Annotated in this window: 16 protein-coding genes; 3 read left to right on the top strand and 13 right to left on the bottom strand. The window is 45.3% G+C overall.

The features are described 5' to 3' along the window. Positions 1–4: 4 nt before the first annotated feature. From atpA to LJ707_RS17860, 7 genes are all read right to left on the bottom strand, one after another. Entirely contained in the window at positions 5–1,579 is a 1,575-nt protein-coding gene (gene atpA / locus LJ707_RS17830; protein WP_228953557.1) for a F0F1 ATP synthase subunit alpha, read from the bottom strand. 33 nt (positions 1,580–1,612) lie between these two features. Then, positions 1,613–2,158 (bottom strand): ATP synthase F1 subunit delta, encoded by a 546-nt coding sequence (gene atpH / locus LJ707_RS17835; protein ID WP_228953560.1) that lies wholly within the window; start codon positions 2,156–2,158, stop codon positions 1,613–1,615. A 117-nt stretch (positions 2,159–2,275) separates the two neighbouring features. Then, positions 2,276–2,785: a F0F1 ATP synthase subunit B gene (gene atpF / locus LJ707_RS17840; RefSeq protein WP_228953562.1), complete on the bottom strand. Its 510-nt coding sequence runs from the start codon at positions 2,783–2,785 to the stop codon at positions 2,276–2,278. Positions 2,786–2,876: 91 nt separating this feature from the next. After that, positions 2,877–3,083: an ATP synthase F0 subunit C gene (gene atpE / locus LJ707_RS17845; RefSeq protein WP_194101808.1), complete on the bottom strand. Its 207-nt coding sequence runs from the start codon at positions 3,081–3,083 to the stop codon at positions 2,877–2,879. Positions 3,084–3,137: 54 nt separating this feature from the next. Beyond that, on the bottom strand, positions 3,138–4,232 hold the full coding sequence (atpB, locus tag LJ707_RS17850; RefSeq protein WP_370632420.1) for a F0F1 ATP synthase subunit A: 1,095 nt from the start codon (positions 4,230–4,232) through the stop codon (positions 3,138–3,140). Positions 4,233–4,234: 2 nt separating this feature from the next. Beyond that, the gene (locus tag LJ707_RS17855) at positions 4,235–4,609 is read right to left on the bottom strand and encodes a hypothetical protein (RefSeq protein WP_228953564.1); all 375 of its coding nucleotides are present in this window, start codon (positions 4,607–4,609) and stop codon (positions 4,235–4,237) included. 1 nt (position 4,610) lies between these two features. After that, on the bottom strand, positions 4,611–4,841 hold the full coding sequence (locus LJ707_RS17860) for an AtpZ/AtpI family protein (RefSeq protein ID WP_228953566.1): 231 nt from the start codon (positions 4,839–4,841) through the stop codon (positions 4,611–4,613). Between the two features lie 71 nt (positions 4,842–4,912). On the opposite strand from LJ707_RS17860, the gene LJ707_RS17865 reads away from it, so the two are divergent. The 3 genes from LJ707_RS17865 to uvrC all read left to right on the top strand — a co-directional run bounded on the left by LJ707_RS17865 (position 4,913) and on the right by uvrC (position 11,914). Further along, complete coding sequence (locus LJ707_RS17865; RefSeq protein ID WP_228953568.1) at positions 4,913–7,744, top strand: hypothetical protein; 2,832 nt, start codon at positions 4,913–4,915, stop codon at positions 7,742–7,744. 5 nt (positions 7,745–7,749) lie between these two features. Then, positions 7,750–9,984: a transglycosylase domain-containing protein gene (locus LJ707_RS17870; protein WP_228953569.1), complete on the top strand. Its 2,235-nt coding sequence runs from the start codon at positions 7,750–7,752 to the stop codon at positions 9,982–9,984. A gap of 88 nt (positions 9,985–10,072) precedes the next feature. Further along, the gene (gene uvrC, locus LJ707_RS17875) at positions 10,073–11,914 is read left to right on the top strand and encodes an excinuclease ABC subunit UvrC (RefSeq protein WP_228953570.1); all 1,842 of its coding nucleotides are present in this window, start codon (positions 10,073–10,075) and stop codon (positions 11,912–11,914) included. Positions 11,915–12,639: 725 nt separating this feature from the next. Here the strand turns inward: uvrC and LJ707_RS17880 are convergent. From LJ707_RS17880 to LJ707_RS17905, 6 genes are all read right to left on the bottom strand, one after another. Beyond that, on the bottom strand, positions 12,640–13,269 hold the full coding sequence (locus LJ707_RS17880) for a class I SAM-dependent methyltransferase (RefSeq protein ID WP_228953571.1): 630 nt from the start codon (positions 13,267–13,269) through the stop codon (positions 12,640–12,642). Continuing rightward, a complete protein-coding gene (locus LJ707_RS17885) occupies positions 13,259–14,149 on the bottom strand; it encodes a hypothetical protein (protein WP_228953573.1) in 891 nt (296 codons plus the stop codon). The genes LJ707_RS17880 and LJ707_RS17885 overlap by 11 nt, the downstream gene beginning before the upstream one ends. Positions 14,150–14,174: 25 nt before the next feature. After that, the gene (locus tag LJ707_RS17890; protein ID WP_228953575.1) at positions 14,175–15,467 is read right to left on the bottom strand and encodes a metallophosphoesterase; all 1,293 of its coding nucleotides are present in this window, start codon (positions 15,465–15,467) and stop codon (positions 14,175–14,177) included. A 1-nt stretch (position 15,468) separates the two neighbouring features. Next, complete coding sequence (locus LJ707_RS17895) at positions 15,469–16,989, bottom strand: sigma 54-interacting transcriptional regulator (RefSeq protein WP_228953577.1); 1,521 nt, start codon at positions 16,987–16,989, stop codon at positions 15,469–15,471. A 106-nt stretch (positions 16,990–17,095) separates the two neighbouring features. Beyond that, positions 17,096–18,193 carry a VWA domain-containing protein gene (locus tag LJ707_RS17900; RefSeq protein ID WP_228953579.1) on the bottom strand — a complete coding sequence of 366 codons (1,098 nt, stop codon included), beginning with the start codon at positions 18,191–18,193 and terminating at the stop codon, positions 17,096–17,098. 90 nt (positions 18,194–18,283) lie between these two features. After that, positions 18,284–19,180 carry a carbohydrate kinase gene (locus LJ707_RS17905; RefSeq protein WP_228953582.1) on the bottom strand — a complete coding sequence of 299 codons (897 nt, stop codon included), beginning with the start codon at positions 19,178–19,180 and terminating at the stop codon, positions 18,284–18,286. Positions 19,181–19,218 lie beyond the last annotated feature (38 nt).

Here is a 19,218-nt window from a genome sequence, read left to right on the forward strand (position 1 = left end):
CTAATTAGTACTTACCTGTCAGTTCTTTGGCAACAGTTTCAAGTACACCGGTCAGCTTATCATCAAACTTACCTGCTTTAAGTGCCGAAAGCACTTCAGGGTGGCGCACTTCAAGCTGATTCAGGTACTCGGCCTCAAACTCCTTGATCTTGTTTACAGGCACGCTGCGCATCAGGTTTTTAGTACCGATGTAAATAATAGCAACCTGCTTTTCAACTGACACCGGTGAGTACTGGCCTTGCTTTAATATTTCAACGTTACGGGCACCTTTATCAAGTACGCTTTTGGTTGATGCATCAAGGTCTGAACCGAATTTTGAGAAAGCCTCAAGCTCGCGGTATTGTGCCTGGTCAAGTTTTAAGGTACCGGCAACTTTTTTCATTGATTTGATCTGCGCGTTACCACCTACACGTGATACCGAGATACCTACGTTAATAGCCGGACGAACACCCGCGTTAAACAGGTTTGATTCAAGGAATATCTGGCCATCGGTGATCGAGATCACGTTTGTAGGGATATATGCTGATACGTCACCCGCTTGTGTTTCGATGATAGGCAACGCGGTTAATGAACCACCACCTTTAACCACATCTTTTAATGATTCAGGCAAATCATTCATCGCTTTAGCGATTGAATCATTCGAGTTGATCTTAGCGGCACGCTCCAGTAAACGGCTGTGCAGGTAAAACACGTCACCTGGATAAGCCTCACGGCCCGGTGGACGACGAAGCAGCAATGATACCTCACGGTAAGCAACTGCTTGTTTTGACAAATCATCATAGATGATCAGCGCCGGGCGGCCGGTATCACGGAAGTACTCGCCTATAGCGGCACCCGCGAATGGCGCGAAGAACTGCATTGGTGCAGAATCCGAAGCGTTAGCGGCAACTACGATAGAGTATGCCATAGCACCATTCTCTTCAAGCGTGCGCACAATGTTTGCAACGGTTGAAGCCTTTTGGCCACAGGCAACATATATACAGATAACCGGCTGGCCGGCATCATAAAATTCCTTTTGGTTGATGATGGTATCGATACAAACCGCGGTTTTACCTGTTTGGCGGTCACCAATAACCAACTCACGCTGACCACGACCGATAGGGATCATCGCATCAATAGCTTTGATACCGGTTTGCAGAGGTTCAGTTACCGGCTGACGGTAGATAACACCCGGCGCTTTACGCTCCAATGGCATATCATAAGTTTTACCGGTTATAGGGCCTTTACCGTCAATTGGATTACCCAGGGTGTCAACCACACGGCCAAGCATGCCTTCGCCTGCTTTTAAAGATGCGATTTTGCTGGTACGTTTAACAGTATCACCTTCTTTAATGCCTTCGTACGAGCCTAACAATACCACACCCACGTTATCTTCTTCAAGGTTAAGTACAATGCCTTGCAGGCCATTGTCAAACTCAACCAGCTCACCTGATTGTACTTTTGTTAATCCGTAAACACGGGCAATACCGTCGCCTATCTGCAATACGGTACCTACTTCTTCCAGTTCGGATTCTGACTTGAAGCCTGCCAGTTGCTGACGCAGGATGGCTGATACTTCGTCTGGTCTTACCTCTACCATTTTATTTCTTTTATTGGTGTTTTTGAGTAAATATTAAACTGTCTTTTGAGCAAAATCTTTTTTCAAACGTCTCAGGTCGGCGGCAATGCTGGTATCAACCTGCCTGTCGCCAACGGCAAGCACAAAGCCGCCAATCAGCGCCGGGTCAACCTTCTCTACCAGTATCACTTTGCTGCCACTGGCCTGCTCTACCTCTTGGGTAAGCGTTTGCCTGTTAGCGGCTGACAGCGGGGTAGCTGAGGTTACCTTTGCCTTGATGATATTACGTTTAACGTTATATTGATTTACATATTCGTTAGCAGTAGCTTTTAACACCTCGCCACGGCCCTTGTTAACCATGATGTTAAAAAAAGCGATGGCAAGCGCGCTTACCTTGCCACCAAAAAGAGCGCTTAAAATAGCGGTCTTTTTACTGTGCGAAATAATAGGATTAGCTACCACTGCGCTCAACTCAACATTTTGTTTTAATGTTTGCAGGAAGAAATCCATATCCGTTTTCACCGCATCAACCGCGTTTTGCTCTTCCGCAAGGTCAATGAGTGATTTGGCGTACCTGGATGCTACTGTTAGTTCTGACATAGTTCTTTATATTTCGGATTTCGAATTTTCAATTTCGGATTTATCCTTTATCTCCATTTTGGATTTCCAACTTATTCTTAAATTCGAAATTGAACATTCGATATTCGATATTCGAAATTACTTCAACTTAACTTCTTTTAATAAATCGGCAATCAGTTCATCCTGTTTTGCCTGATCTTCAAACTGCTTGCGCAATACCTTTTCGGCAATTTCAAGCGAAAGGGCAGCTACCTGGTTCTTAACATCAGCCAGGGCGATAGCTTTTTGATTGTTGATCTCAATACGTGCAATCTCCAGCATACGCGCGCCTTCTTTTTGAGCCAGATCACGGGCATCATGTATCATCTGCTCTTTTACCTTGCGGGCTTCGTGCAGTATCAGGTCGCGCTCAATACGTGCCTTTTTAAGCAACGCTTCGTTCTCGTCAGTTAAACGAGCCATTTCTTCTTTGGCGGCTTCGGCTTTAAGCAAAGCATCCTCAATTGAACGTTCGCGCTCGGTAATGGCCTGCATAATTGGTTTCCAGGCAAATTTGCCAAGCAATATCAATAACAGGATAAAGGCAACCGCTGCCCAAACCACAAATCCTAAATGGTCATTTAATAAACCTTCGAATAATTGTTCCATTATATATTTAAAAGAGATTTCAAGTACTTTTTAACTTTTAATAAAGCCCGTTGCCAATCGCCCCGGGCTTTATAGTTTTTTGTGGTAAAAATTATTTACCTAACAGGGCAACTACCACACCGAACAGAGCAACACCCTCAATAAGAGCGGCAGCAATGATCATGGCAGTTTGGATTTTTGAAGCAGCTTCCGGCTGACGAGCAATACCTTCCATGGCTTTGCCACCAACCTGACCGATACCTAAACCGGCACCGATAACCGCTAAACCTGCACCTAATGCAGCAATACTTCCAGTCATGTTTTTTAAATTTTAAAAGTTAAATATAATTATATAATTGTTTGCAGATATTAATTAGTGATGATCCTCAACCGCGGTACCGATAAACAGCGCGGTAAGCATGGTGAATATAAAGGCTTGCAGAAAAGCAACCAGCAACTCAAGCACGTCCATAAACAACACGAACAGGATAGATACCGGCGCAACAGCAATTGATTTGAAAATGAATATCAATGATATTAAGCTCAACACAATGATGTGACCTGCTGAAATGTTGGCGTACAAACGGATCATTAACGCGAATGGCCTTGAAATAACACCAATCAGTTCAACCGGGATCATGATAGGGTACAGCCAAACCGGTACATCAGGTAAAAAGATGTGTTTCCAGTAGTATTTGTTGGCGCTGAAATTAACTACCAGCATTACAATGGCCGACATTACAAAGGTGAACATAATGTTACCGGTAACATTAGCGCCACCCGGAAACAAAGGCACCAGGCCCAACAGGTTGTTCATCCATATAAAAAAGAATATGGTTAACAATATAGGCATGTAGCGCTGGTAGCCACGACCGATGTTTGGCCTGGCGATCTCATCACGAACGAACATGATGATCGGCTCAACCAATGACTGCAAACCTTTTGGCGCTTTACCTTCGCGTTTTTTGTATGATGATGCAACACTCATGAAGATGATCAGGATCAGTGTACCTGCTATCCACATGGCCAGCACATTCTTGGTGATTGAAAAATCGTATACGTGAGATGAAGCCTCTTTATCAACCTCGCCGTTAGCGTCAACAGCTTTAATTTTGTCTTCAACTAATTTGTAAGTATAAAACTGGCCCTGGTGAGCTTCGGTACCGTGGTGAAAAACGGCCGACGAAAAGAATTCAGTACCCTTATCAGTAAACAGGATAACAGGCAGCGGAATTGATGTTTCGCCCAGTACATGCCAGTAATGAGAATCACCAATATGCTCAAGGATAGCGGTGGTTGGATTAAACGCTTCCTCCTCGGCATTCTTTTCTTCTTTTACGTGCTCCTCGTGCTGTATCGCAAAAGTGTTACAAGCGCAAAAAGTCAAAAAAACGCCTAAAATCAAGCTCAGAGCGGTTTTTTTTGAGTTCAAAATGTGGCTAAAATTCATTAAATGAGTGTTTTTCACTTTTAAATTTGGTTGCGCAAGTTACGTAACAAAACCAAAACTTCAAAGATGGTATTCAAGAAATATACATAAAAGAAATCGAGCACAAATACTACGCTGTCAACCTTAAATTTTATGGTAAAAAAAAGCGCCAGCGCCATGCTGAAAACCATCTTTGCCACCGTCATGATCAGGAAAGTTTGCGCATACATATCAGGATGCCTTTTTTGGATCAATGATACGGCGATCATCAGCATAAGTGTTAAGGCAGTTATTAACACAAAAATGCCCCAAAATTGCGGCAACACCCATTTGGTGTTACCCGTATACACCAGCAGCGCGGGTGGGATGGCCAGGCAAACGGTAAAAATAATAAAGGAGGTTAAGGTGCGCAGCATATCAGTTTTTTACGGCCCTTATAACAAGGTACAGCGAAATAAATACACCGGCAAGGGCCATTACAGCCGTTACCCATTGCACCTTGTGTTGGCTAACCTCGTCAATTTTATAGCCCGCGTAAGCCATGCCGCCTATAATAACGATCATTTGCACCGCAATGCCGGTATATTTGGCATAATTGCTCATGCCTTTACCTATTTGGTCGGGCCGGTTTGTTTGATTATCGGGCATGGTACAAATTTATTTAATATTGGTGTATAGTATTTATTTATTTTAGCAAAGCATTCGCATTTATATTCCCTGTGTATAAAACACCCTCAATAAAATATATAGTCCCGGTACTTTTTGCGGTATTGCTGGCCGCGGCTTGCTCCCTCGAAAAAAAAACGCCCTTTAACCGTAAGCTGCAAAACCTAACGGCCCATTATAACATTCTGTTTAACGCACGCGAACTGCTCAACCAAAAGCAAGAGGCCTATGCTGCCGCTTTTATTGATGATTATACTGAACTGCTGCGCGTTTACCCCGACACTGCCGATGCCAGTGAAGACAAGGAGCTGACCGCCGTAATTGAAAAAGCCAATTACATCATCAACTTTAAGGAGCAGAGCAATTATGTTGGGGATGCCTACCTGCTGCTGGGCAAGGCCAACTATTTGAGCAAGCAATATTTTAACGGCCAGGAGTATTGTGATTATGTTTTACGATCGTACCGCGAAAAGCCTGAATTGCTGCAGGAAGCCCGCGTTTGGAAGGCCCGCAGCATGATGATGCTGGACCAGCACGAAGAAGCTAAACCCGATATTGATACCGCTCTGCGCAGTATCAACCCTAAAAAGGATGTAACGGCTGATGTTTACGCTACGGCGTTACAATATTATATTGATATACGCGATTACGCCAATGCCGAAGCCATGGCCGTACAAGCCGTTGAGTTTGCCAATAACTCGCAGTACAGGGCACGCTGGCGCTTTATTTTGGCGCAGTTGCAGGAATTGAATAGCAAACCCACTGAAGCTGTAACTACTTACACACGCATAGTGCGCAGCAATGCCCCCTTCGAGATGGCCTTTAATGCCGATTTGAACCGCATACGTATTGAAGATATGCGCGACGGGGTAAAGATCAGTCGTGTTGACCGCTTGCGGCGCCTGCTGCGCAACAGCAATAACAAGGAGTTTACCGACCAGATATATTACCACATTGCCCAGATATATTATAACGAACATGATATTGACAAAGCCGTTGAAAATTACCGCCTGGCAATAGCCGCTTCAAGCCAGAACCAGCAGCAAAAAGGTTTGGCTTACCTGCGCCTGGCAGACATTTATTTTAAGGATAAGGCCAACTACCCTGATGCCAAAAATTATTACGACAGCACGCTGGCTAACCTTGCGCCTACCTATCCGGGGTATTTAGCCATCCGCAAAAAAACAGATAACCTGCAGCAGCTAACGGCAAACCTTAGCATTGTAGCTCATGAGGATACCCTGCAAATGCTGGCACGCCTTACCGAACCCGCCCGCACCAATATGGTTGACAGTATGGTTAACCGTTACCTGCTGCTACAACAGTTAAGCAGCCAGGTTACATCATCCGACCCAAAATCGGCAACGGCACCAACGGCTATTCCGCTGGAGATAAGCAATGCGCAAAACCCGAGAGCAAGCACCCCAACAGGCGGCAACTTCTATTTTTATAATAACGCGGCGGTTGGCGCCGGCTTTGCCACCTTTAAGCAACGCTGGGGCAACCGTAAACTGGAGGACAACTGGCGACGCAGCCAACGCAGCACGGCAAACTTAGCGGTAAATAACTCGCAAACTGCCAACCCGAACGCCGTACAAAACCAGTTGCAGCAAGCACAAAACGTTACCGCGACTGCCGATTACAGGCAACAATTGCTGCAAACCATACCGGTAACGCCGGTGATGATCACACAATCAAACATACGTATATACAATGCCTTGTTTGAGATAGCCAACTTTTACCGTGATGTTATAGAGGACCCGAAAGAGGCCATCGCCGCTTATGAGCTTATATTGAAACGCTTTCCGGACAACCCGAACAGGGCTGCCATTTACTATAGTTTATTCCGCCTTTATACGAGCACCAACCAGTTAACCCGTGCCGATGAATACAAAAACCGCTTGCTGAAGGACTTTGCCGATTCGCCTTATGCAAAGGTGATATTAGACCCTGATTATGCCAAACGCATTAACGATGCCGATGCCAGCTTTAACGCCCTGTATAATGAGGTGTATGACTTATATGCCAAACGCAAATACACCGAAGTAATGCAGCAGATTGATGCTTTGATGCAGCAATACCCCAACAATAAACTGGCGGCACAATTGCAATACCTGCGCGCGCTGGCCCGGGGCAGGCAGGTAAAGGTTGCTCCGTTTAAAACCGATCTGATCAGCATTGTAAATAACTACCCGGCCGACAGGCTTATAACGCCGCTGGTAGGGCAGCACCTATCATTTATTGAGGCAAACAGTAATGAAATGGCCGCCCGCAAATTCGCAATTTTAGATAGCGACCCTGATTATATACCCTTCGCGCCGGAGGATGTGGCACCCTTGGTAACAGAATTTGCACAAGTTGCCGACAAACGCGCGGAAAAACCAAAGGTTGAAAAGCCGGTAACTATTAAACCGGCCGACAGTACGGCGGTAAAGAAGCCCGAACCTGTTATTGCCAACCAGCCCGAACCGGAAAAGCCTAAAACAGATAGCGTAAGCACCCCGGTAAAACCGGCAAAGGTTTATCCGTTTAATGAGAGCGATAATACCAACTACTATTTTGTGATAAGCGTAAGTTCGCGTACAAATAATTTGGCTTCATCACGTTTTGGTGTAGGGCAGTTTAACCGTACCAGGTACCAGGGTGTGCGCATAAGGCACCAGCTTAAACAGGCAGGAGATAACCAATTGATATATGTTGGCCGCTTTTATACGCTTGGCGAGGCTAAGGAATATGCGCGCAACATTATACCTTTGATGCCGGAGATAATGAAGGTGCCGAAAGATAAATACACTTTCTTTATCATAACGCAGCAAAATCTGGATAAATTAGCCGACGATAAACTGCTGAATACTTATATGGAGTATTACCAGGATAATTTTTAAATAAAATGATCGTAAAACTTTCACCACAGGATACCCGCAGGTATAACTGGTATATATGGCGCTTTATAATTGCCTGTTTTTCATTTGTTGTTATTATGCTGCTGCTTACGGCATTCGGCATTTTCGGGCAGTTACCATCATTCCGCGATCTGGAAAACCCGAAGAGCAACCTGGCATCACAGGTTATATCATCAGATAAGCAAATACTGGGCACTTATTTTGTACAGAACCGCACCAACGTTACTTATAAAGAGATATCGCCCTATGTGATAAACGCGCTGGTAGCTACCGAGGACAGCCGTTTTTACGATCACTCGGGTATTGACTTTAACCGTACATTTACCATTATATTTTATAACCTGATAGGCAAAAAGCAGGGCGGCAGTACCATTACACAGCAATTGGCTTTAAACTTATTCTCTGAGCGCGCGCACAACCCGTTCAAACGTATCATCCAAAAACTACAGGAGTGGATAACCGCCGTTAAGATAGAACGCCATTATACCAAGGAAGAGATCATCACCATGTATTTGAACACGGTTGATTTTGGCGCTTACAATGTATTCGGCATAAAATCGGCCGCTTTAACGTATTTCAATACCACACCTGATAAACTTACGCCCGATCAGGCGGCATTACTGGTAGGTATGGTAAACGGCCCGGGCATCTACTCGCCCATCAATCATCCGGATAATGCCATTAACCGCCGTAACCTGGTATTGCGCCGCATGGCTCAAATGGGTTATTTAAGCGATGGGCAGGTAGAAGAATTTAAGCAAAAGCCACTTGGTTTGACCTTTCACCCTATTAACCATAACGAAGGTTCAGCACCTTACTTCAGGGCAATATTGAAAAAGGAGATCCAGAAGATACTGGTTGACAAATCGATATTTAAAGAGGGCGATGTACCTTATGATCTTGACCGCGATGGCTTAAAGATATACACCACCATTGATGCCACCATGCAGCGCTATGCCGAAGAGGCGCAAAAGGAATATATGCGCAACCTGCAGGCCCAGTTTAACGAGCATTGGAAAGGGCGCAGCTTATGGAAAGGCATTAATAACTTCCAGCTATTGCTAAGGCAGGGTATGCAGCGCAGCGACCGTTACAAGGCGCTGAAGCTGGCCGGAAAGACAGATGAAGAGATTAAAGAAGATTTTAACACCCCGGCCAAAATGAACCTGTTTACCTGGAAGGGTGATATTGATACTACGATGAAGCCTATCGACTCCATTGTATACCATAAAATGATGCTGCGCAACGCCATGATGAGTATGGACCCGACCACAGGCTATATCAAGGCCTGGGTGGGTGGTACTAACTTTGAGCATTTTAAGTACGATCAGGTGCGTATGGGTACCCGTCAGGTAGGTTCAACCGCCAAGCCGTTCACTTACGCTGTAGCGGTTGAGGCCGGTTTTTCGCCATGTATGGAAGTAGCCAATGTGCCTGTAACTATAACAGGTTATGGCGAGCCATGGACACCACGCTCAACCGGTACCATACCGGGTGTATTAACATTACGCAAAGCGATGGCCAACTCACAAAACTACATTACCGCTTATGTAATGAACGAGGTTAAACCTCAGCCGGTAATGGATCTGATCAAAAAAATGGGCGTTAATAGTCCGGATATAGGCCCATACCCATCCATTTGTTTGGGCACGTTCAATGCTTCGGTGTATGACATGACCGGCGCTTACTCAGCATTCGCTAATCATGGAGTATGGACTGAGCCAACCTTTTTACTGCGTATTGAGGACAAGAACGGCAACGTATTGTATGACCACCATGCCAACGTACGCCAGGCGCTTAATGAGCAAACCGCCTACGTAATGACCTATATGCTGAAAGGTGTGGTTGATGAGGGTACCGGCTGGCGCTTGCGCTCAAAATATAAACTGACCAACCCTATCGGCGGTAAAACAGGCACCACGCAATCAAACTCTGATGGCTGGTTCATCGGCGTAACGCCGCAATTGGTTACCGGCGTATGGACAGGCTGCGAAGACCGTGATATACACTTCCGCTCAACTAACCTGGGCGAGGGTGCCAATACCGCGCTGCCTATATTCGCGCTGTACATGCAAAAGGTTTATGCTAACCAGGCTTTGGGCATTAAAAAGAATGTCGACTTTGATCCGCCAAAATCAGGGGTGGGTATAACGCTCGACTGTAATGCCTATCATCAGCAACAACAGCAGAATACCGAGGTGGAGGACAAGCTGGAATTTTAGTCCCCGATTTCATATTTTTGCATCAAACACAGCTTTTTTGCGTTAACAATATATTTATCTTATTCCCCCTTTGGGGGTTAGGGGGCTAATGGAGCGATTTGATTACAGGGCAGCATTAAAGAACATACCACACCGGCCGGGCGTATACCAGTTTTGGGACAGTGAGAACGAACTGATATACATCGGCAAGGCCAAGGACTTGCGCAACCGCGTTACATCCTATTTTAATAAGGATTTGAACGTGAATGCCAAAACGCGCGTGCTGGTATCAAAAATACGCAACATCACCTTTACTATTGTTGATACCGAGGTAGATGCCTGGCTGCTGGAGAACAGCATGATCAAGAAACATCAGCCGCGCTACAACGTGATGCTGAAGGATGATAAGACCTACCCATGGATCATTATCAAAAATGAGAATTTTCCGCGCATCTTCTGGACCCGGCGCATAGTTCGCGACGGCTCAAAATACCTTGGCCCCTATGCCTCGGTAAGCATGATGCATACCATACTGGATCTGATCCGCGAAACTTACCCCCTGCGTACCTGCAACCTCGCCCTAACGCGCGAGAACATTGACAAGGGAAAATTCAAAGTTTGCCTTGAGTACCAATTAGGTAATTGTAAAGGCCCCTGCCAGAATTACCAGAGTGAGGATGATTACGATAACAGCATCGAGGAAATAAAAGACATACTGAACGGCAAAATAAGCAACGTGGTACGCGAAATGAAAGCCGAAATGGATGCCGCAGTTGCCGATATGAACTTTGAACTGGCGCACAAACTAAAACGCAAGTACGATCTGCTGGAGAAATACCAGAGCAAATCAACGGTTGTAAACTCCTCTATTACGGATGTGGATGTGTTCAGCATCGCATCCGAAGAAAAATATGCCTTTGTTAACTTTTTAAAGGTGATGAACGGCACCATCATCCAAACGCAAACCATCGAACTAAAAAAACGACTGGACGAGAGCGATGAGGAATTGTTGACCCTGGCTATATTTGAGTTCAGGAGCCGGTATAACAGTCATTCAAAGGAGATTATTGTTCCGTTTGATGTGCATTTGGAAGATGCCAGCATTAAGTTTACCGTACCAAAGCTGGGCGAGAAGAAGAAGTTGCTCGACCTCTCGCAAAAGAATGTTCAGTTTTTTAAGCGCGAAAAAATAGATCAGTACGAAAAGCTAAACCCCGAAGTACGCACCGAGCGCCTGCTTACGCAAATGATGAAGGATTTGCGGATGAACCAGTTGCCGCGCCATATTGAGTGTTTTGATAACTCTAACTTTCAGGGTAAATACCCGGTATCAGCCATTGTGGTGTTCAGGGATGGCAGGCCGTCTAAAAAAGATTACCGGCACTTTAACGTAAAAACGGTTGAAGGCCCGAACGACTTTGCCACTATGGAGGAAGCCGTGCACCGCCGTTACCGCCGCATGCTGGACGAAGGCACCGAGCTGCCGCAGCTAATCATTATTGACGGGGGCAAAGGCCAGCTATCTTCAGCTATGAAAAGCTTGAAATTGCTGAGCATTGAAAAGCAGGTTACTGTTATCGGCATTGCCAAGCGGTTGGAAGAACTATATTACCCTGGCGATCAGTACCCTTTATATCTCGACAAAAAATCAGAAACGCTGAAAGTGATTCAGCAACTGCGTGACGAGGCACACCGCTTTGGCATCACCTTCCACCGCAAAAAGCGAGACAAAGGCACTTTAGCTACCGAGCTGGAACTGATAGAAGGCATAGGCAAAACCACCGCCGAGAAATTGCTGAAATACTTTAAGTCGGTTAAAAAGATACGAGAGGCCAAGCAAGAGGAACTGATGGAAGTAGTTAACCTGAAACAAGCCAAAGCGATACTCACTTACTTTGCACCGAAATTGCCTGAAAATGCTGAGGCTGTTACTGGCAATGTGGAGGAGTAAATAGTTATTGCATCCAAACTATTATACTGAATTTTCCTAAAGAGATTGCTTCGCACCTCGCAATGACGTGATTTATAAAATAAAACCAAAGCACAAACCGTAAATGCTCTAATCCTCCGGCCTCTTAATTTTCGGGTAGCAGGTTGAAGCACTACCTCTCATAGAAAATTAAAAAGCCGGCGATTTATTCGCTGTTATTTTGTTTTTAGTTGAGCTCATGATATCGCTAACGCTAAGTTTGTTTCTTTTGATCGCTCAAAAGAAATTTAGGGCAGGTAATGAACGTTGCTCTATTAAGCTTTTGTGCTTTATTTCAGAGGTTGTGCTTTTACCATTGTTAGTCTGCTCTTGGGCGCAGAGCCCAGTTACTTTACCTTAGATGCAAAGTAACCAAACATCAAGCCGGAAAAAACCTTCATCCGCACGGGCCATACTCCTGGCCCGGTTTTCCGGCAGGCCTACTCTTTTTTTATTTATTCAGAAAAAAGCATAAACTACTCATAACCTATAATTCCGGCCTCTTAATTTTCGGGTAGCACTGATAATTCACTGCCTTTAATAGAAAATTAAAAAGCCGGCGATTTTTGTTTCTTTTGATCGCTCAAAAGAAATTTAGGACAGGTAATGAAATATACGACGCAACCTCTTTAAGCTAATCATTCAAATATCCTAAAGAGATTGCGTCACTACCGTTCGCAATGACGTTGTTGGGTTTATCGAATTGATTAGTGATTGACAGGCTTTTTATAAGCCCTGGTCAATATAAAATCACCATAAAAAGTTGCGCTTGCTATAGCGTTATATCCATGTGAGGCAAAAACCCTTTTTACATCAGGCAACTTACTTACCGGGATCGGGCTGAACATCCTGAAAAAAGTGTACATAGTTTTTAGCAACAGCGGCTGCCACCATTTGCCCGTTAGTTGAAAATCGGTATTTAACCATAGGCCGCCGGGTTTTAAGGATTGGTGGATATGATTAAAGGTGACGGGCAGATCAGCATCAGTATAGTTATCAAATAAAAAGCCTGTTATTATAACATCAAAGTTAGAAGCTAACTGTACTTGCTCTATTGCATCCACAATAAAAGTTACGCTGTTACTATCTGCGTTACGCTTTTGGGCGAGGGCCGTCATGTTGGCGGATATTTCGACAAAGGTGATGTGCAGACCATCGTTTTGAATTGCAGCTAAATCTTCAAGGGTTTGGCCGGTTCCGCCGCCTACAATCAACACACGGGCATTTTTTGGTATAAGGGGCAACAGGTGCCTTTGTGAATTTTTTAGGGCGCTGCCAAACACCAGCCGGGCAAGGCTATCATAAAACCAGGCTGTTTTGTTATAGTTAGCTGCCATAGGTTCTCAACACACTAAAAGCCAGCACAATTACATATTGCAGTATCAGCACGCCATCGAGATAAAAGAAATAATAGTATTCGTTTTTCTCCCAGGTTGATTTAAATATCAGCCACCCTGTAAGCAGGGCGGTTAGCGTAAGCCCGAAAAAGTCGGCATTGAAGCCGTTATGCCTGAACATGAACAACAGCAGTATATAACCCGCCAACAGGAACTGGCAAAACAGGTAAGCTTTTTTTTCACCCCAAACTACAGGGATGGTTTTTAAGCCGGACTGCCTGTCCTGAAACAGGTCGCGGATATCAAACGGTACGGTTAAAGCGCCGATAAATAAGAATCGCTTCGCGGCAAGTATAACCGTATCGCGCAGTGATATTTCTGCCAAGTGCCTGCCCTGTGCTTCTAATACCGGCAGCAGCACACAACTGGCTACCCAAACCACTATGATGAGTATGGCTTTTAAGCCGGGTATATTGCGTAAACCAAATTTTTGCGAACCAAGCGTAAATAATGGCAGCCCGTACAGTACAGATAAAGCACCCATAAAAACCAATAAAATTTTTGATGGCAGCGTTACCATAAAAAACAGCGGAATGAGCGACAGCAGGCATATAATGGTGAATGACACCATTAGCCTGTAATGACTAAAGAACCACCTCACCCGCAAATACGGCGATTTAAGGGGCACTTTAGGCCGGGTTATCAGGATGCAGAAGTTATAGATGCCGAGGGTTGAGGTGAAAAGCAATGCCAGTACCGGGTAAACTGGTTTGGCATCAATTAAATGGAAAGTAACCAGCGCTTGCGCCACGGCACACAAAGCCATAAACACATTGCTGAAAAGCAAAAAGTTGAGCACCGGCTGCAGCAGTTTTTTCATTCAGGTTGTACAGCCGGTGGCGTTTTTATATCCACGCAGGGTTCGGATCGTGCCCGGCTTTTAATTCAAATATCGTTATCTCGGGCAAAATACCAATACGCCCGGTATAACCAATAAAGCCGTAGCCCACATTTACATATAGTTGCTGATGATTTTCGTGATAATGGCCTGCCCATTCGTTATATACATACTTTATCGGGCTCCATTGAAAATCATCAGTACGTACGCCGAATTGCATACCGTGTGTATGGCCGGAAAACATGGCATCTATCTGCGGATACTTAGGCAATACCTCGGCGCGCCAGTGCGACGGATCATGCGAGAGCAGGAGTTTTACCGGCAGGTCATCGGTATCTTTTGTAGCCAGATCCATGCGGCCATAGCGCGGGAAACGGCTGATAGCCGCCCAGTTTTCAATACCTAAAATACCTATTTCCTCACCATCAACCTTTAAACGGCGGTGTGTGTTCATCAGCAAATCCCAGCCCATATTTTTGTGGGTGGCTTTCAAATCGTCAAGGTTCCTTTTTTTCGCCGCGGCATCCGGCCACCAGGCGTAATCTCCATAATCATGGTTACCCAGCGTAGAAAACACGCCTAACGGCGCTTTTACCTTGCTGAATATATCCTGGTAATCGCGCATCTCAGGCGCTATGTCATTCACCAGGTCGCCGGTAAAAAATATCAGGTCGGGTTTTTCGGCAAGCAACATATCCACACCGCCGGCCACAGCTTTCTTTTTGTAAAAGCTACCGGAGTGGATGTCGGAGATCTGGCCTAACAGCAAGCCATCAAACTTTTTAGGCAGGTTAGGCAGGTATAACTTTCGGCGGCGTACCTGGTAATCGTACACGCTCGTCATGGATGAATAGCCCATGGCAGCCAGCGGCACCATACCGGCTAACAAACCGGCTTTCATCAAAAATTCTGAGCGGGGGATGGCAGGTAACTTATTCTCCGGTTCAGTAACGGGCGCGAGTACCGGCTCCGGTTGCATTTTATTGCGAATGAACAAGCGTTTAATGAAACGCCTGATATCATCCATAAAAATAAACAGTACAAATACTGCCTTAACAATAGCCTGTAAAAAAAACACCAGCATCAGCGCGGCACGCACGCCAACGTTTATTTTTATGTAAACCCCAACATACAGCGCTATAATAAGCAGTACAGACAGGGTTAAAAAAATGGTGGTAAAACTCTTTTTTTGTACAAACCGCCATTTAGGGAATGCTCCCCTTATGCCGCTTATTACATATATATCGGCTGCTAAAAGTATTAAACTAATTAAAGTGATGGTCAGGATCTTTGCTTGCATGTTAATTGTTATACCTATCGTCGTCAAGGTCTAAATCATCGTCCTCGTCGTCGGGCTGCAAATTAAACAAACTGTTGAACATGTCCGAAAAGGCGAAGCCATTATCCAGAAAACCTTTGTTCAATTGCGAAAACTCGGCCAAACCATGCAGCACAAACTCCATCAGCAGCAACTGCTGGTTTTCGCTCAGCCTTGGGTGGAATTGTTTTACAAAGGCCTTTAAGCCCGGCACATCGTTCAATAATTTTTTGTACTCGGCAGCGGCCAGGTTATCAAGGAGCGCTATGGTATTGCCATTGCCAAACCAGTTCACAATCTCGGCATATGGGTTAGGCGACTTTGATTTTTTGGCTTTCTCCGGGTCAGGGAAAAACTGTACCAGCAGGGTTTTGATAGCTTTGCCGATCAACAGGTTAGCCACCTTAGCGGGGCCTTCCAACTCACCCTCGTAAACCAGCTCTATTTTACCCGTAATGGCCGGAATAACGCCCAAAAAGTCGGTGATGCGCACAAACGTGCTGGCTTCGCGGTTGATAATCATGCGGCGCTCGGCATTGCTGATCAGGTTTTCATACGCCGATATGGTTAAACGTGCAGACACGCCTGATTTTTTATCGATATACTCGGAGTTACGTGCCTCAAAAGCGATCTGTTCTACCAAATCCTTCACCAGTCCGTCGGCCTCAATAGCTGTTTTTTGCTCTGAGGTAAGCAGCGCTTCCTGCTGGGTGATCTTTCGTGATATCTCGACAGAACGCGGATAGTGCGTCAGTATCTGGCTTTCTATACGGTCTTTAAGTGGCGTTACTATCGAACCACGGTTGGTGTAATCCTCCGGGTTAGCGGTGAACACAAACTGCAGATCAAGCGGCAGGCGCAGCTTAAAACCGCGTATCTGTATATCTTTCTCCTGCAGGATGTTGAACAGCGATACCTGGATGCGTGCCTGTAAATCGGGCAGCTCGTTAATTACGAATATGCCACGGTGCGCACGAGGGATCAAACCGAAGTGAATTACACGCTCATCCGAATAGGTAAGCTTCATGGTTGCGGCCTTGATGGGGTCAACATCGCCGATCAGGTCAGCCACGGTAACATCAGGCGTAGCCAGTTTTTCGGTATAACGTTCTGAGCGGTGCAGCCAGGCAATCGGCGTATCGTCGCCCTTTTCGGTAACGATGCTATGCCCAAACCAAGATATCGGGTTCAGCGGATCATCAAATAATTCCGATCCTTCAATATATGGGGTATACTCATCAAGTAAATTAACCAGCAAACGCGCAATACGGGTTTTGGCCTGCCCGCGTAAGCCCAGCAACAATATGTTATGGCGTGACAAAATAGCTGTTTGCAGGTCAGGTATCACCGTATCCTCAAAACCTATAATACCCTGAAAGCCGTCCTCACTTTTTTGTAGCTGCGTTATTAAATTGGTTCTCAACTCATCCTTAACCGAGCGGCTGCGGTAATCCGTTTGCTTTAGCTGGCCAAGTGTTTTTATTTCAAGTAGTTTGTTACTCATGGTGTTTGTTAGTCCGGAAGTCGGTAAAGACCGAAAGTCCGGATGTTTTTGTTTAATAATTTTATTCTTTCGGACTTCCGGACTTCTCCATCTTTCCGACTAAATGTTATCGCACCGTTCTTCTTCTGTTCCTGATGTAATCTTCAAATATGTATTCACCCAAACCATTTAACGAGCTGTAAAATGCCTTACCGCCGTTAGTTTCAGTAAACTGGCGAACGAACTGTTGCAGATACGGGTCCTTAGCGATCATGAACGTGGTGATCGGTATTTTTAAGCGCTTGCATTGCGCGGCCATGTTCAGCGTTTTGTTCACCACCTTACGGTCGAGGCCGATGCTGTTTTTATAATAACGGGTGCCTTCTTTTAAACAAGTGGGCTTACCGTCGGTTATCATAAATATTTGTTTATTATGTGTTTTGCGGCGGCGAAGAATATCGGTAGCTAACTGCAAACCCGCATAGGTATTTGTGTGGTACGGGCCAACCTGCAAATACGGCAAATCCTGCAAATTAATCGGCCAGGCATCGTTGCCAAACACTACAATATCCAATGTATCCTTAGGGTATTTGGTACGGATGAGCTCGGCCAGTGCCATAGCCACTTTTTTTGCCGGGGTTATCCTGTCCTCTCCATAAAGTATCATGGAGTGTGATATATCGATCATCAGCACGGTAGAGGTTAGGGTTTTGTAATCCATCTCCTCTACTTCCAGGTCGCGCTCGGTCATCATAAAATCGCCAATGCCGTGGTTAACCTGGGCATTGTGGATGCTCTGCGTTATGTCGATCTGGTCCAGGCTGTCGCCAAACTCAAACTCCCGGCGTTCGGCATTCTTCTCATCGCCCTGGCCCGACTGGGGTGAGCGGTGATTACCCTTGCCTGATTTTTTTAGCTTGCCGAATATTTCCTCTAATGCCGACTGGCGTATGCTCTGTTCTGTTTTTGCGGTGATGCTGAATTGGCCGCTTTTGCCGTCCTCGTTTAAATAACCGCGATCCTTCAATTCGTCAATAAAATCACCCATGCCATATTCGTCATTGGTGATGTTGTATTGCTTATCGAGCTCGTTAAGCCAGGCTAATGCTTCTTCGGCATCGCCTGATGTATAATTGAGCAGTTCAAGGAATAATTTTAGCAGTTCGTCAAAACCGCCCTTGGGTACCTGCCGGGGTATAAACTGTGAAAAACCATAACCACGCATATTTGTCCTTTCCTTGAACTTAAATTAACGGATAATTTTCCTGAAAAGTTTAAGTACCCCGGTTTTGTGGAACAGGAATGACAATGGCGGCTATTTTACTTCTGACAGTGCCGCGCGTATCGCCCTTATCTGATCCTTGGTATACTCGGGGTTTGCACCTCGCCTGGTGGTTACATACGCACCTACCGCGCAGGCTTTTTCCAATACCTGTGCCATTGGCTTTTCCTTTAACAAACCTTTAATAAAGGTGGCTAAAAAGGCATCGCCGGCACCTACGGTATCTTCAACCTCTACCTTAAAACCGGGATGTTCGTAAAACTTTTCATCGTGCAGTACCATAGCGCCCTTACCGCCACGGGTTACACATATTGTTTTAACATGATATTTCTTTTGAAACTCGATCACGCTCTCCTTCAGGTTCTCATGATCCTTGGCACCAACCAGCAAAATGGCTTCTTCCTCGTTCATCTTCACCACATCAGCCTTGGCGGCCAGTGTTTCGATGGTTGAAAGTTCAAAGTGCGGGGCGCGGAGGTTAACATCAAATATTTTTAACGCCGGCGATTCATCAAGCAAGGTACGCAATGTATCGCGGGTTGTTTTACCTCGCGATGCCAGGCTGCCAAATACAATGGCCGATACTTTTTTAGCATGTTTGCGCAAGCCTTTATCGGCTTTAATATTATCCCACGATACAGGCTCGGGTATAATATATGTTGCCTGGTTATCGGCATCAAGCTCAACGGTAACCTCGCAGGTAGGTAACTCATTATCGTATTGTATGCAGGTACCGTAAAGTTCGTTGTCTTTTAAAAACTTGGTTAATTCCTTTCCTGACTGATCATTGCCGATACGGCTGGCAAAGGAAACCTCAACTTTTTGCTGAGCCAAATGGCGGGCTACATTCATGGGTGCGCCGCCGGCTTTCTTACCATCGGCAAATGTATCCCACAAAACCTCACCAAAACAAAGTACATGTTTTTTCATACCGTAAACCAATTTGGTACAAAGCTACAAGGTTAATG

The sequence above is a fragment of the Mucilaginibacter sp. UR6-1 genome, assembly GCF_020880975.1.
Taxonomy (GTDB): Bacteria; Bacteroidota; Bacteroidia; order Sphingobacteriales; family Sphingobacteriaceae; genus Mucilaginibacter.